Origin of the sequence: Fuerstiella sp., from assembly GCA_022447225.1 — a bacterium.
Classification (GTDB): domain Bacteria; phylum Planctomycetota; class Planctomycetia; order Planctomycetales; family Planctomycetaceae; genus S139-18.
In genome coordinates, this window is the sequence record JAKVAZ010000018.1 from 62,178 (window position 1) to 77,104 (window position 14,927).

9 protein-coding genes and 2 tRNA genes are annotated in these 14,927 nt (G+C 55.4%); 4 read left to right on the top strand and 7 right to left on the bottom strand.

The features are described 5' to 3' along the window. Positions 1-135: 135 nt before the first annotated feature. On the bottom strand, positions 136-2,544 hold the full coding sequence (locus MK110_18500; GenBank protein MCH2213296.1) for a hypothetical protein: 2,409 nt from the start codon (positions 2,542-2,544) through the stop codon (positions 136-138). Between the two features lie 894 nt (positions 2,545-3,438). Between MK110_18500 and MK110_18505 the strand changes: the two genes are divergently transcribed. Both MK110_18505 and MK110_18510 read left to right on the top strand, forming a co-directional pair. After that, complete coding sequence (locus tag MK110_18505; protein ID MCH2213297.1) at positions 3,439-4,704, top strand: DUF1552 domain-containing protein; 1,266 nt, start codon at positions 3,439-3,441, stop codon at positions 4,702-4,704. Positions 4,705-4,738: 34 nt separating this feature from the next. Further along, entirely contained in the window at positions 4,739-7,150 is a 2,412-nt protein-coding gene (locus tag MK110_18510) for a DUF1592 domain-containing protein (GenBank protein MCH2213298.1), read from the top strand. 935 nt (positions 7,151-8,085) lie between these two features. On the opposite strand, the gene MK110_18515 is transcribed toward MK110_18510, so the two are convergent. The 6 genes from MK110_18515 to MK110_18540 all read right to left on the bottom strand — a co-directional run bounded on the left by MK110_18515 (position 8,086) and on the right by MK110_18540 (position 12,226). Further along, positions 8,086-8,179, bottom strand: a tRNA-Arg gene (locus MK110_18515). 371 nt (positions 8,180-8,550) lie between these two features. Beyond that, positions 8,551-8,769 (bottom strand): hypothetical protein, encoded by a 219-nt coding sequence (locus MK110_18520; GenBank protein MCH2213299.1) that lies wholly within the window; start codon positions 8,767-8,769, stop codon positions 8,551-8,553. 302 nt (positions 8,770-9,071) lie between these two features. Then, positions 9,072-9,145 (bottom strand) — tRNA-Arg (locus tag MK110_18525). A gap of 371 nt (positions 9,146-9,516) precedes the next feature. Beyond that, a complete protein-coding gene (locus MK110_18530; GenBank protein ID MCH2213300.1) occupies positions 9,517-10,584 on the bottom strand; it encodes a tRNA-dihydrouridine synthase family protein in 1,068 nt (355 codons plus the stop codon). 298 nt (positions 10,585-10,882) lie between these two features. Next, positions 10,883-11,665 (bottom strand): SDR family oxidoreductase, encoded by a 783-nt coding sequence (locus tag MK110_18535; GenBank protein MCH2213301.1) that lies wholly within the window; start codon positions 11,663-11,665, stop codon positions 10,883-10,885. Between the two features lie 123 nt (positions 11,666-11,788). Continuing rightward, complete coding sequence (locus tag MK110_18540) at positions 11,789-12,226, bottom strand: hypothetical protein (protein ID MCH2213302.1); 438 nt, start codon at positions 12,224-12,226, stop codon at positions 11,789-11,791. Positions 12,227-12,655: 429 nt separating this feature from the next. On the opposite strand from MK110_18540, the gene MK110_18545 reads away from it, so the two are divergent. Next, positions 12,656-13,081 (top strand): hypothetical protein, encoded by a 426-nt coding sequence (locus MK110_18545; GenBank protein MCH2213303.1) that lies wholly within the window; start codon positions 12,656-12,658, stop codon positions 13,079-13,081. A 344-nt stretch (positions 13,082-13,425) separates the two neighbouring features. After that, positions 13,426-14,927: cation:proton antiporter (locus MK110_18550; protein ID MCH2213304.1), on the top strand; the 1,502-nt coding region annotated here is incomplete at its 3' end.

The following is a 14,927-nucleotide window of genomic DNA, read 5'->3' on the forward strand; positions in this document are numbered from 1 at the left end:
GATGCAGCCGTATCCGACCCGCAGAATGTCAGGCGGTGCGCAGAGTGACAGATCACGGATCAGGTACGGTAGGTGTGTGCCGTATGCAGATCCGGAGTCTGAAGACGCATGACCGATCACGAACAGAACAGCAACTCACGGGGAACGCGGCAGCTGACCGGGAAAGTGCCCGCGGTAGTTGCTGCGTTGCTGCCAGCTTTGTGGTGTCACCGGTACGTCGGGTGGATCGGATTGCCTGATTTGCGGGACACGGTAGCCGGCCGGCCGGATGTTTCCGGGATTCAACCGGCCGGAGGCTGACCATGCCGCGGCATTCCGGACGTGTCCCACCGGGACTGGTGTCTGTACACTCGACCCTGCAAAAGTCGGTTCGACAGAAGCCGGGTTCTGAAAGACCCCGGATGATGGATTCCGTTCTACGTATTGCGTTGCCGTGTAGGTCTGCCGTCCCGGCGGCAAACCCGGGTCAGTACGAGACTGCTGTGACGATAATTCCAGACGCCTTCGGTACTCTTCGGTGCCATAGACATTATCCGGGAACCCGTACGTAGACGGCGGCAGCCGAATGCGGGACAGCTCCTGCTGATGCAGACGTTCCTGCTGGTGCGCGTCCTGCACCCGCACCGGGGTCAGCAGAACCAGAAGTTCGGTTCTGCCGGTTTCGTGCAAATCGTATCGAAAGGCTCGTCCCACCACTGGAAGGTCTCCCAGCCACGGAACCTTGCGATTTACGGTCGTATTCTGTTCCGTAATCATACCGCCCAGCACGATCGTCTGACCCGATAATACACTGACGGTTGTGTCGGCAGTGGTAATGTCCTTCACCGGTGCTTCGATGACATTGCCGGTGGTTGCGTCTGTGAAGATGGGGACACCTGTGCCGGGTGTCAGATTGAACTGACTCTTTTCCGCGTTGACGTCAACAGTGATGCGGCCGTCCGGACTGATCCGAGGTACCACACGCATAATGATGCCTGCCTGTTCCTGACGAATCACAGGATTTGCACTTCCCACGGCTGTCACTGAAACCCCGTCCACCACCGGAACCTGTTGACCGATCTGAATCAACGCTTCGTGATTTTCCACGGTGCGGATCTGGGGACGACTCAGAATGTTGATGTCGAAGTTGGCGTCCAGGGCACGCAGAAGAACGCTGACGGATTCCGAACCGGCCGAAAGAACCAAACCACCGAATCCCAGGTCTCCGTTTACCCGGCCGACTCCAAAACTGGACAGGCCCTGCTTTCCAACTTTTCCCGGATCGACAGAGGTATTGTTCCCAGTCGCCCGGTTGTTGAAATTAAAACCAGGGGCCGATGTTTGAGAGACAATCGTTTGGTTTGTTGACGCAAGTACCGCGGTGTTCTGTTCGGTTTCTGTGATGGTGACCAGATTGTCGATGACACTGCGGTTGAACAGAACCGAGTCCTGAAATCCCAGCTCGATACCAAATTCATGAACGTTACCCAGCTGAACCTCCACAAGAACGGCCTGTACCAGGACTTCTCGCGGTCCACGATCCAGTTTCTGGACCAAAGCTGATACGGCATCGATTTCTTCGGGGGTACCTCGAATCAGCAGGCTGTTCGTCGTTGGTTCTGCCACCACCTGATTCACACTTGCAACTACAGAACTTGCTCTGCCTCGGCGCCCTGCTTCGTTCGTTTGCCCGGAGAGAAAATCGTTGATGGATTCTGCTACCTCTTCTGCGGACGCGTGGCTCAGCGGGTAAACCATCGATTCCACCAGACTGGCACCGATTCCCCGCTCCAGCAGCAGGTCACGCAGTCGACGGAGATAGACGCCCGTATCGGTCACAATGATGCGTCTTGACTCGGAAAGTGACTGAACCTTGCCAAGCGGACTCAGCAGTTCCGTAACTTCCTGAACAGCGACTGTTGGATTTGCACTACGTACCGGAAAGGCCACCGACGCCACTTCGTTGCGACCAAGACTCCACAGATCCTGAATCGTGACGAACGGGACAAGATTGTCCGGAACCTGATTCGTAGTATTAATAACAGTCAGGTTCTTTTCATTACGGACAATGATGAAGCCCTCGGTCAGCAGATGGTCGTTCAGGACGTCCAGGGCTTCGCGGGCTGTGTACAGATTGTCGTCGAAATACGTGAACACCGTGTCAGGCAACTGTACAAAGTTCACCGAATAGCCGAATTGCTTTGCCAGATTACGGATGACCAGCCGCCACGGAGCGTCCTGAAAATTAAAGGACCAGCTGCCCGGATCAGGGACAACCAATGCCGTCTTAGGTGCTGGTACCTCCTGCTGCAGACTAACCGGCTGTGAGAAAATTTCTTCGGTGACCGACAGCAAGTCGGAGTCCTGGTCCGGCTGTTCTGAGAGCCGAATCAGCGGTTCAGTGAAAAATTGCTCGGGAGCGGCATCAGGACTGCTCATCCTTGCGACGCCTGAACGTTTCACTGCCGGTACATCCTCCACGGGGTCCTGAGCGAATGCCAGGCTCCATGTGGCCAGCAGGCACAGAACCACTGCGAGGAGTCTGGTGAGGAGCTGAGCGCACACAGACAGCTCCTTTCACTTTCAATGCCTTAAAATCCTCATAGATTGACTCTTTTACTGAATCGGCACAGTCCTCTCTGCACTTGACCATTTCAAATCTCAATTGTGGCGAACCAGCGGCCGGCCTGTGACCCGAGATCAATACGCGTCGGCGCTGCAGATTTCGACATGGGCAGAGCTGTGTCGGCAGTATCTGCCTCACACCGTCTGTGGATGAAACCAGCTTCGCGAAACCACAAATGAGCTTACCGATCCGGCAGTGGTCGGAGTCCATCGGAAAAACAGGCTTGTTGTTCGGACGCCTGCGAACACGTACTGCGATCCGTTGAACACGGTAAAGAAGAACAATATGCCCGGCAGGATTCGAACCTGCAAACATCGGCTCCGGAGAACTCAACAACACCTGCCCGTATACTCACAACACCTGGTTAACAACGTCGTCAGCAACGCTGGTCCAATAGTTTTCCTTAATTCCTTGTCGTATTCAGTGGGATGCGGGTCGGTGTTGCACAGGCTCCATTTGGAACCAAAGTGGAGAACGCTTGTCAGGCTATCCGTACTCCAATGCTCTCAGCCACGCTGAGCGTCTTCCCGGAATTTCTGCTCGTTTTATAAGCTTTCGAATTCGGATGATGGCCGCCGCGATCCGATGTCAACAGGTTCGGCAGGCTTAAGCAGAGCGGGCGTGACCAGGCTAAGCCAAACAGGTATTTTAATCATGCTGTTCCGCCGACTATCAAGGCGTAGATCGTAAGTGACAGCGACATGGTATTAACGAAACACGGGCAGGATGTTTGTTAGAACCCTCGTCTTTATTCTGCAGCACGGACGACGAAGGTGCTTCAAAGTACAACTGCTGTTAAAATGTGATACGAGAATCCTGCAGGGAGAAAACTGATGAATTCACAGATTAATCGCAGGCAGGTGTTGAAGGCCGGCTCCACTGTGTTGGCGCTGCCGTGGCTTGAAAGTCTGGCTGCCGCAGCGGATTCCGCGCCGCCTAAACGGATCGTCAATATCTGCACGAGCTTTGGACTTTATGGGCCGTCGTTCTTTCCGGAACAGGCAGGCAGGGATTACACGACGAGCGAATATCTTGAAGTGCTTGGCGATCTGCGCAGGGATTTTACTGTGTTCTCCGGTATCTCCCATCCGGACATCGGCGGTGACCACGCTTCGGAGTCGTGTTTTCTGACCAGTGCCAAACGTCCGACTCGGCCTGGTTTTCGTAATACGATATCTATGGATGTCTTCGCGGCCAAACTCGGAGGCGGAGCGACTCGTTTTCCATTCATGTCGTTGGGGACTATCAATGGAAGCCCGCTTTCTTATACCGAAACAGGCGCGGGCATTCCGGCCTGGGACAGACCTTCGATGGTCTTCGCCAGGATGTTTGTTGCGGGCAGCAAAGCTCAGATTGCCAGCGAACTCGATCGCATTCGCCGCGGGCGTAGTATCCTTGATCGCATGAAGGACCGGCTCACCCGGTTGAGCCGGTCGGTGAGTCATCTTGATCAACAGCAAATCGCTGACTACGCCGAAGCGGTTCGCGGGCTTGAAAAACAACTTGTCGCCGAAGAGAAGTGGATTCATCGTCCCAGGCCGCAAGTGAACGAACCGCATCCGAATGAGAATTATCCAAGCCCGTTCGCCGATCGCAGCAACAGCATCGGCCGTGCGCGAGTGATGATGAATCTGATGAAGCTGGCTGTACAGACGGATATGACCCGCGTCGTGAGCCTGTTCATTCGAGGCATGGATGAGAAGCCGCCGATTCCAGGTGTTTCCGAAGGCCACCACGGGCTCAGTCATCACGGTCGTAATCCCGAGAAAATCAAACAGCTCAAGGTCATCGAAAAGCTGAAAATGGAAGCGTTCCGCGATTTTCTCATTTCGCTTCGCGATACGAAGGAAGCGGGCCGAAGTTTACTCGATTCGACGCAGGTTCTGATCGGCAGCAATCTGGGCGACGCGAGCGGCCACGGAACGACAAATCTGCCGATCCTGCTTGCCGGCGGCGGGTGGAAACACGGCGGGCATATTGCGGGTGATGTGAAAAACAACACGCCGCTGTGCAGGTTGTTCGTCAGTATGCTGCAGAAGTTCGGTGCTCAGACGGACAAATTTGGTTCGGGTGTCGGAACGATCAACGGGCTGAGTTAGCCATTTCGTTTACTTGCAAGACACTAAGGCCGCCATGCGACAGTTATTGCTTTCCTTATTCGTCCTTTATCTGATCTGTGGGTCCACCCGCGGCGACGATGCTGCAAACATTTTCGAGCAGCGCGTATTGCCAATTCTGAAGACTTACTGCACGGAGTGTCACAGCGGGACGCAGCCGAAAGCGAATCTCAATCTCTCCGGCGCTGCGGATCTGAATGAGCTCCACACCCACTACCACCGCTGGTTCAACGTGCTGGAGCGTGTCGAGTCGGGTTCGATGCCGCCCGTAGATGCTGATCCGCTGAAGCAGTCCGACAAACAGGCTCTTTTGAAATGGATTCGCGGTGATCTGACACGGCTGCTCGTCGCCGGGCAACGCAGGGAAGGCCGCAGCAGGTTCCGCCGTCTTTCACGCAACGAGTACGCCAACACTGTGCAGGATATTTTCGGGATTCGTCCGCCAGTCGTGCGCATCCTTCCCGCCGACGGGAGAGTGGATGGGTATGACAAAGTGAGCAAGGCACTGCCCTTCTCGCCGGCGGCCATCAAAGGCCAACTGCAACTGGCGGAAGCCACTATCGAACGTCTTTTCGAGCTTCCGCGCGACAGGCATGCGATCCGCCTCTGGGCCGACACGAGTTGGCAATCGCCGGGCCACTTGCTGGAGTTGCCCAACAACTGGGTTGTTTCGTTCAACACCGATACTCATTCCGGAAACCTGAGACGAGCCAAACCCGACGGCAGTCCTGGCGGCGGCGGTGTCCACACACGCAAACCTGGTTGGCATCGGCTGCAGATTCATGCCTACGGATACCAGACCGACAAGCCGTTGCCCGTGGGGATTTACGCTGGCCACACCACGGCGTACCCGCAGATTCTCAAGTTGCTCAAAGTGATCGACATCCCGCCAGGCAAGCCTTCAGTCACAGAAACGGACCTTTATCTGGGCACCGGGCGCGACAGCGACATCGGTCAGGCAAGCCTGCGGCTCATTCCTTTGGGGCTGGGAGTTCCTGTACCGAAGAACACACTGGCTTCGGAAAAAGGAACGGGCTCCGGCCTCGCGCTGCAGTGGGTCGATGTGGTCGAATTGGAAGAAACGTTGGCTGGCCAGGATTTGCTGTTCGGAAAAATGCCGGAAGACCGGCAAGACGTGTTTCGTTTGCGAAAGACGTTGAAGACATCGAAGTTACCGCGTGAAGAGGTCGAAGCGATGATTCGCAGGATGTTCGCGCGGATCGGCGGCCGACTTTTTCGCCGTGATTTGAGTAACGAAGAACTCAACAGCTACGTTGGCAGTTTCATGAAAGCGGCTGACGACGGGGCGCCGTTGAGAGATGTGTTGATCACCCAGGTTTCCGCTCTCATGACCGCACCGGATTTCCTTTGCGTGATGGAAGAAGCCGGCCGGTTGAACGATTTTGCTTTGGCCTCGCGTCTTTCATATTTCCTTTGGAACTCAACTCCGGATGCGGAACTCCTTGCGGTGGCGCGGCAGGGCAAACTGAACGATCCCAACGTGCTCCGCAGCCAGACCGAGCGTTTGTTGAAAGACCCAAAGTCCGATCGATTTGTGGAAAGCTTCCTCGATCAATGGCTGGGCCTGTGGGGAATCGACAACACCACCCCGGACAAAGATCTGTATCCGGAGTACGACGACGAACTGAAAATTTCCAGCATGCTGGAAACGCAGGCCAGCTTCCGCCGGATGCTCGATGAAGACCGCAGCGTGCGAGATTTCGTCGCACCAGACTGGGCCATGGTCAACACGAGACTGGCGGAAGTCTACGGCATTCCTGACATCCACGGTTTTCGCATTCGTTCAGCAAAGCTGCCGGCGCATTCACCGTACGGTGGCATCTGGACGCAGGCAGCGACGATGAAGGTGACTGCCAATGGCACGTTGACGTCGCCAGTCAAACGCGGCGTCTGGCTGTCGGATCGATTGCTCGGTATCTCCATTCCACCGCCACCGCCAACTGTCGAACCGGCCGATCCCGACACGCGCGGCGCGCGGACACTCCGCGAGCAGTTGGAACTCCACCGTCAGGATTCAAGCTGCAAAGCCTGCCATGCAAGATTCGACCCTTACGGATTCGCTCTGGAGAGCTTCGACGTGATGGGCAACTACCGTAAACACTATCGCATCATTGATGACGGAAAAGGCATCGACGGTTTGCCGGTCGATTGCACGGGTACAACGCCGGATGGAAAAGACTTCGCCGACGTGCGCGAACTGCGAGCGATACTGGCCAGGAATCCGGAACAACTTGCGCGAGGAGTTGTTCGCCATCTGCTGACCTACGCCACCGGCGAACCAGCAACGCCGATCGACCGGCCGGCGATCGAGGCGATCGTGCGAAGTGCAGCAAAGGAGCAACCACGATTCGGGCTGCGTTCGCTCATTCACAGCGTCGTGCAAAGCGATGTATTCCGATGGAAATAGACTAGATGAAAGACGTGGTTCAGGTGTCCTTAGCGTTAACCGCCTTCGCATCCGGCTCATCTGTTAACTCGCCAAACAACTGCGTCAGCCTGTCGACCGGCTTTGGTGAAGCTTCGACCCTGGCGCGGCGACGGTCAGTCGTGTTTCCTAACCGCTCGGTTTGTGCCCATGCGGTGACGGCAGAAATTCCGGTCTGCCGTGGGCGAACTGAGCACGACTTTCGACCGCTCGGCGCTTAGCCCTGGAGGCACACCCGCGAAAAGTGGTTGTATTCACGCACGAGATCGTCTTTCTTGTGTCTCTGATGAACGAAGCGGACAAGCTCACTATTGACCTTAAGAATCAATACCTGCATAGAGACCGAACAGGTGCCGGGATTGTTGCAAAGCAACTTCCTCGGCCTGCCATGAGAGCCAAGAAGCGAATTGGCCATTTGAAAGACCGGTTTCAACAAGCGGAGAAACAGCACAGAACGGGTAATTGAAGAGGTGCTGCCTGGCGGAATTGTTGAACGATACAGGACTTCCGTGCAAACGCAGCGAGTTGGTTTACTTACCGATGTCATGAGCACCGACGGCGTAGTCTTCGAAGCAGGGATGACGAAATGCTTCCGGCGGCTTCCTGGGCCTGACCAGGAAGCCACTGAGAACAGTCCCTTTCCCGAACCAACGGAGCTTCAGGGAGACATTAAGGCGTTGCTGGATGGGGTGACGGAACCGGAAACGCCGGAGCTGGACTTACCGATCGAGACTGCCTGTCTTCGGTTTTCTGAGCACTGCGCAGGTCTACGTTGACCGCAGAGTCCCGGACCGCACGGAAGAGGTGTTCTCCACACTGGCGAACGCAGCCCAGGAAAAGGAAGAAATGAAGAACAAATTCGAGAACCCGTTCTCCAATTCTCAGATGGAAACGACCTAAGTCGTTTCACTGCAAGGGATCCCCGGCAGGATTCGAACCTGCAACCTTCGGCTCAGGAGGCCGACACGACCGAAAAAAATCCATCTCGCCTGACTGCCAAATCCCGCCGATAGCAGAGGAATAACTTACCATCGACTGTTGTTCCGCCAAGTGCCGTAGAGCTACAGGTGACCTTCAGGAGTGGTTTAGCGGGTACACCATCTGATTCGCTTTGATCCTTTTGTCCAGCTTCTCCGTTGTACCAATCAACGGACTTCAAAACTGGTGACACAAAAGGCGGTTCGTCGTGTTTGATCTTCTTCTTCAATTTGCCCACTACGATCACACCTTCTATGAACAGACCGATGTCGTCTGTCCTGAGTGTGAGGATTGCCACCTGACTCGTGACATCCTTGATGATGTCTATCGTGCCCATCACGGGCGGAGTTCACGACGTCCCGTGGATGGGGCTTGTTCAACTCGGTGTGTCTGGACTACCCAGATCACGACTCTGTCCTCTTGCTTCGGGTCCGTTTGAGGTAGAAGAGAACGATGACAAGAGGAACACCATAGATCGCGAGGATCTGTCCAGCCACCTCCCTTGCCGGCAGGGGATCCGCTCCTGGCGGGGGCACATCGGTTGGCGACACGATCGGCATGAGAAAGGCAATCGTGAACATCGCCAGAAGGTAGATCCCGATGCATTTGCCCGTTGTCTTCATATCTGTTGAACACTGTGATAACTGTGAAAGTGTTTTCGCTGCTGCCGATGACGATTGAGAATCTGAATCAACTCTCGTCTCTGATAGCCGCTACCATTTTGGTCGCGGCTTTTTTTGTGCCATCACCTTGTGAGGTGGTTATCTCGGTCACAAAACCGAAAAGGTTTCGCTCCAGTACCAACACCAAAACGAGCAGAACCAGTTGGAAAAATCAGCACTTGCTCTGGGGCGGATCGGGTACAGGTTCGGTAAGGCCAGCGGCAAATTTTTTGCCAGGCTCACTTCAGTAGAAAAAAACCAACTATCCCCGGCAGGGCTCGAACCTGCAACCTTCGGCTTCGGAGGCCGACGCTCTATCCAATTGAGCTACGGAGACGTGTGGCGTGTTGACGGATTCGTTCCACGAAGCGTTTTGCAGATGCCACGTTTGAACGGAGAGCCTGACCTCTCACTACGCGCGGCAGCCACTGTAGAAAGTGGAACTCAAAACAGCAATAACCTTCTGGTTCCATTATGCCACGCGCCATAAGAATCAGCAAACCGAAGACCCGCATGCGGCCTAAAGAATTTTCATTGTCCGGTCTTCGCTAATGCCCACAGAACCGGAAACATAAAGACAGCGAGAGAATCAGCAGCGCAGGGACCGACAGACTGTTGGATTTCGAAACGGTGCGGCAGCCGGAGTTGAAGCGTTCAGGATTCGATCGATGACTCCATCGCCTGGCGGGTTCCTGGGGGCTCAATGCGTTAACCGGCCGGAGGTTTGGGGCGGCCGGGGTTTTCCGGATATTGCCCGGGTTGATCTGCGCGGTACCACTTGTCCAGAACTTCCAGCCAGGATTCGTTGGATCCAACCTTGATGAAGTCGGCTCGGACACGTCCGCCGTGAGGATGCCAGTCGGCATATCGCAAACCGAATTTCCTCATCTGACGATAGGCCTTCCCGGACGGGTAGACACGGTCGGTAAAATCAAAGTGCTGAAGCAGCGCGTCCCGCTGGTCATGCACCGACGGTGGTGGTGGCAGCGGTCGGCCGGACAGCAGTTCGCGACATTGTCCAAAGATCCACGGATTTCCAATTGATCCGCGAGCGGCCGTAACGCCATGAACGCCTGTTTCATGAATCATGCGAACGCAGTCCTCCGCACAAAACAGATCACCACTGCCAAGAATCGTGCGGTCCGGCCATGTGCTGCAGATTTCTTTTAAGAATTCCCAGTTGCTCGGACCCACGTAACGCTGTTGAACCGTTCTTCCGTGGACCGTCACGGCCGCGATTCCGCCGGAAAATGCTCCTTCCAGAATCTCAAAAAATTTGTCGCGACTACTGTCGCTGTCATCGATACCACGACGCATTTTGAGGGTGACCGGGATGTGGTCGGGCACGGTATCCCGCACACGCTGCAGAATTTCCAGGGCAATTTCAGGCTGCCCCAGATGAAATCCACCTCGACATCGCCCCAACACTTTCTTAACCGGACAACCGAAATTGATATCGATCACGTCAAAGCCGGCTTTGACCAGTCGGCGTGCGGCTGGCGGGAACTCAACCGGATCGGCTCCCATCAACTGGGCACCAGCCGGATGGTCTGCATCTGTGAGCATCAGGAATCGACGTGTCCGTGCCCTGTCGCGCAAAGACGCAACGAAGTGGTCCAGCATGACCTCACAAATCGTGTACGGGGCACCCAGTGACCTCGCCGTCGCTCTCATTGGCCAGTCGCTGTATCCACTGAGCGCCGCCTGGACCACCGGCAGGTCAAGTGTCAGCGACCCTATCTGTAATTTTGGGATTGTCGGGTGATTCAGAAGCATCTTTGTACCGGGCACAATTCGCGAATCCCGCTGTTTTGTGGATTACCAATGTTCGGTTGCTGACTGCTGATCCGATGAATGCTCGGACTCATTGGTTGCGGTCAATTACAGCTTTTCGATGATTGTCCACGATCTCAGTCAACGCAGGTATTGTTATCCCGTGACGATTTGAAAAATCGTCCTGTTGTGCTGCGGCCGGCCATGTTCGACAGGTAACCCAATATCAGAACCGCGGAACCTCACCTGGTACCTCAATACCCGCGCAGCTAAAACATCGGTGCAGCTGACGTGCGGAAATTCAGTTTTCATTTCCGGCGTATCTGATTCCGCGTCCGCCATCGATGGTCAGGCAGGTCCCCGTCACGGCAGGGCTTTCTGCCAGATAGCGTATGGCGTTGGCAAGTGATGCCGGATGGTCAACCATCTGCGTCAATGATTCCGTTTGTCTCTGCTGACGTTGCGATTTGCTGAACGAATTGGGTGCCATCACGGATCCCGCCAGGACTGCGTTGACTCGTACGGCCGGGTTCAGGGCGGCCATTTCCACTGCCAGCATTCGTGTCAGAGTGGGAATCGTTGCCTTCGCCAGGTAATAGGCCGGTTCGCCGGTTCGCGGTTGGTACATCGAAGCATCGCCGATGTTCACAATGCAGCCCCCCTGTGCCTGCCGGGCCATCAGCAGGCCGGCTCGCCGGGCACACAGAAACGTGCCCAGTCCGTCAACTTTGAAGGCTGAAAGAACATCGGCAGCGGTGACTTCTTCGATTGGCTGTTTGCTCCACTGCGATGCGGTATTCACCAGGAGATCCAGTCGACCGAAGCGATCGATCACGTCTGCGATCAGTCGGTCCACATCGGTCTCGGAGGTGACATCGGCAGCAAAGCATTGAGCAGTCCCGCCCTGATCACAGATTTCTGAGACGGTTGATTCGGCGGATTCCTTTGAAGAGTGATAGTGAAGGGCGATTTCGAACCCGTCGTCGACCAGCATGCGGGCAATTCGATTTCCCACCCGGTCTGCTCCACTTCCGGTGATCAGGGCAACACGTTGAGTTGGTGTTAATGTTTCCTTGCCGGGCATCGATTGTGTTTTCAGCTGGAAAAATTCCACTGACCCTTTCAGTCTGTTGAGATTACCTGCGAATACGAAAGTCCCGACAGTGTCGGAGGGATGTCGGAGTCGACAAAAAACCGAAATCCGCTGTCAGTCGGCACGTCGGTGAAACAATGTTTCAGCATCGGGAATCAGGTGGGTGGCCGCCTGCCCAGGGTGCATATTAAAGATCACTCGACCGGCACTTCCCCAGTCGCTGTCCTGAAAATGAAAAACGGCACTGCCGTCACGAATGGTACTGACGGCTGCGACGTCTTCCATGTCGCCGCCTTCGATGGCTTCGAATCCGAGATTCACTGAAGCGAAAGCACTGATCCGCTGAGTTTTCGAATCCGCCACGATCATCAGTTCCTGCAGCCAGTCACAGGAGATCCACCGCAAGCCCCTGGGTTTTCCCGACTGCGATGCCAGTGCGAAAAAATCCTGCTGCAGGTCATGCTCAAAGCGCTGAAACTGAGCGATGGCACTGGTGCTTTCAGCAATGGACGACCGATTTCCGGTCAGCAGAGTTCGCAGGAACTGAAACACAAAAATGACTCCGGACAGATGTCATGTCGGCTAATGGCAGCGATTCACCAGATCGGCAACTCTCGCAGATTGGTACATCACCAGCAGGATGCTGCCTATGAATGTCTTTGATGATCAGCCGGAATTCCGGTTAGGCAGATCGGGTAAAGTTTAACGGAGCTCCGGCGTGCTCACCTGTCCTGTCGTATCAGTGAATCGCTGATTTTACTGTTAAATCCGACACAACAAGCTTCATTCGTACAATCGATTCGAACCGATAAACCGGAATAATCGGTATATCCTGACCCAGACAAGCCGTCTGGATCGTTCCGGATCCCCCTGCCTCGGGGGATCATTGAGTCGCCGGCGAATTGGGAATTTGCGGCTTTCTGTGAATACAAGGCGCCGATTGGGGGGGTAGTCAGTTGTTCAGGCATGAGGATCTCCGTTGTGAGACATCATGGCTTTCTGGCCGTTGTGCTGGCAGGGACTGCGGCGGCGACGGGATGGATACTCAGTCATTCTGTGGTGGTGGATGCCTCTGAGGGGGAATCCTCATCGTATCAGCAGGTGTTTGCGCCGTCTGAACAGGACATCAAAGCGGCCGAAAATCGGGCCGGACTGCGGCTGAATTACTACGACGCACGCTGGAACCGTGTTTTGGGAGATCTTGCTGAATCTTCCAGGCTAAGTCTGGTGATGGATAAGGTGCCGCCGGGGCGGTTCGCTCGACGTGATCGAATGCGGTATACGACTGACGACTGTATTCGGATTCTGAACCGGGAACTGGCAGAGCCAGGCTTTCGCCTGGTCAGGCAGGGTCGGTTTCTGATTGTGCTCCGTCCCGATCAGGCACGAATCCACCATGCCCGGTAACCGTCTATAATCACTCAATCCGCTGTCGTCGGCAGTATGACGCGGAAAAACGGGGATAGTGTTCGCCGTGTCCCTCACATCGAAACCGGCCGACAGTCGTCGGGGTCGGACATAACGGTTTTGGAATATCGGAGGTCGCTGCGTTTTTCTGTGAGGCCGGATCACCCTGATTGAATTCGATCAAGGGTGTCCAGATTTCTCTGTGATGAGAGAACCGCCACTGTCGAAACTGCGTATTTGGTATGAGGTTCCATGTGCTGATTGCCACAACCCGCTGCGGTCGTTACACCAGACAAAGTCGGCATCCACCAGTGAAATGAAGTGTGCGTTGCAGGAGCGTTTGTGTGGCGACTTCTATGATTCCCAATTTGCAGCCGCGTCCGCCCCGAGCCCTGTCCTGGAGACTGGTGGCGAGTGTGTGTGGGGTGACGCTGTGTTGCTGGGTTCTGCACCCGGGGCAGCTGTTTTGGCAGGTTCCTCTGTCCGCAGCGACAGCAGAGGCGAGTCAGTCGACTGATGCCGGACAGACGCAGCGTTCGGAGTTGTCTGATTCCGGTGCAGTGGACGGCAGCAGCGCAGGACATGCTGCCGGTCACAAAGATCCGGTCGCCGAAGTTCTGCTGGCGATCTCCATCATCCTGCTGATGGCCAAAATCTCCGGAGATGTGTTTGAACGCCTGGGGATGCCGGCTGTGCTGGGAGAATTATCTGTCGGAATCCTGCTGGGCAACTGGCAGCTGATGACCGGGTCCGGATTCTTTGAGTTTTTTAAACCGAATCCGGACGACGCCCACGCCATGACCGGAAATATGCTGGACATGCTGTCACGAATCGGTGTGGTTCTGCTGCTGTTCGAAGTCGGTCTGGAATCTCGCGTCAAAGAAATGGCGTCCGTCGGTGTTTCATCACTGCTGGTGGCCATCATTGGTGTGATCGCCCCGATGACGCTCGGTGTTGGAGTTGGATATCTGCTGGTCAGTGAAGGGCCGTCGGACTGGCAGGTGCCCGCGTTTTTGGGGGCCACCCTGTGTGCCACCAGCGTGGGGATCACCGCCCGAGTTCTTAGAGACATTGGCAGGAGTAAAACACGTGAGTCCGGCATCATTTTGGGGGCCGCTGTCATCGACGACATTCTGGGTCTGGTCGTTCTGGCAGTTGTGTCCGGGGTGATTCACGAAGGCGATCATTTCGATGTAATGAGTTTGTTTCGAATTATCGGGCTGTCTGTGGCTTTTCTGGCCACCGCCCTGATTTTGGGTGCACTTCAGGTGCCGCGGATGATGTTTAAGGCTGCCAGTTTTCTGAGAGGTCACGGGCTGCTCGTCACCACAGCACTCACGATTTGTTTTCTGTTTTCCTGGGCTGCCAATCATCTGGCCGATCTGGCGACCATCATTGGAGCATTCGCGGCCGGACTTATTCTGGAAGGAGCTCACTACCAGGAAGCTGGTGAAAAATGGAAAAACCGCAGTCTGGAAGACGCTTTGGCGCCGCTCACCGCACTGCTGGTTCCTATTTTCTTTGTGGCCACCGGAATCGCGGTCGATCTGTCGATGTTCCGCGGAGCCGATACCTGGATCTTGGCTGCGGGACTCACGGTCGTGGCGATCATCGGAAAGCTTGTTTGCGGCTGGGGTGTTCGGGAACCGGGCATCAACAGACAGGCAGTGGGACTGGGCATGATCCCTCGTGGCGAAGTCGGTCTAATCTTTGCCGGAGTTGGCCGGGCGCTGGAAACGCCCGATGGACACGCCGTAGTGGACGACTCCACATTTTCGGCGATTGTGGTGATGGTCATGATCACCACCATGATCACTCCACCAATGCTCAAGCGGTCACTTGGCAG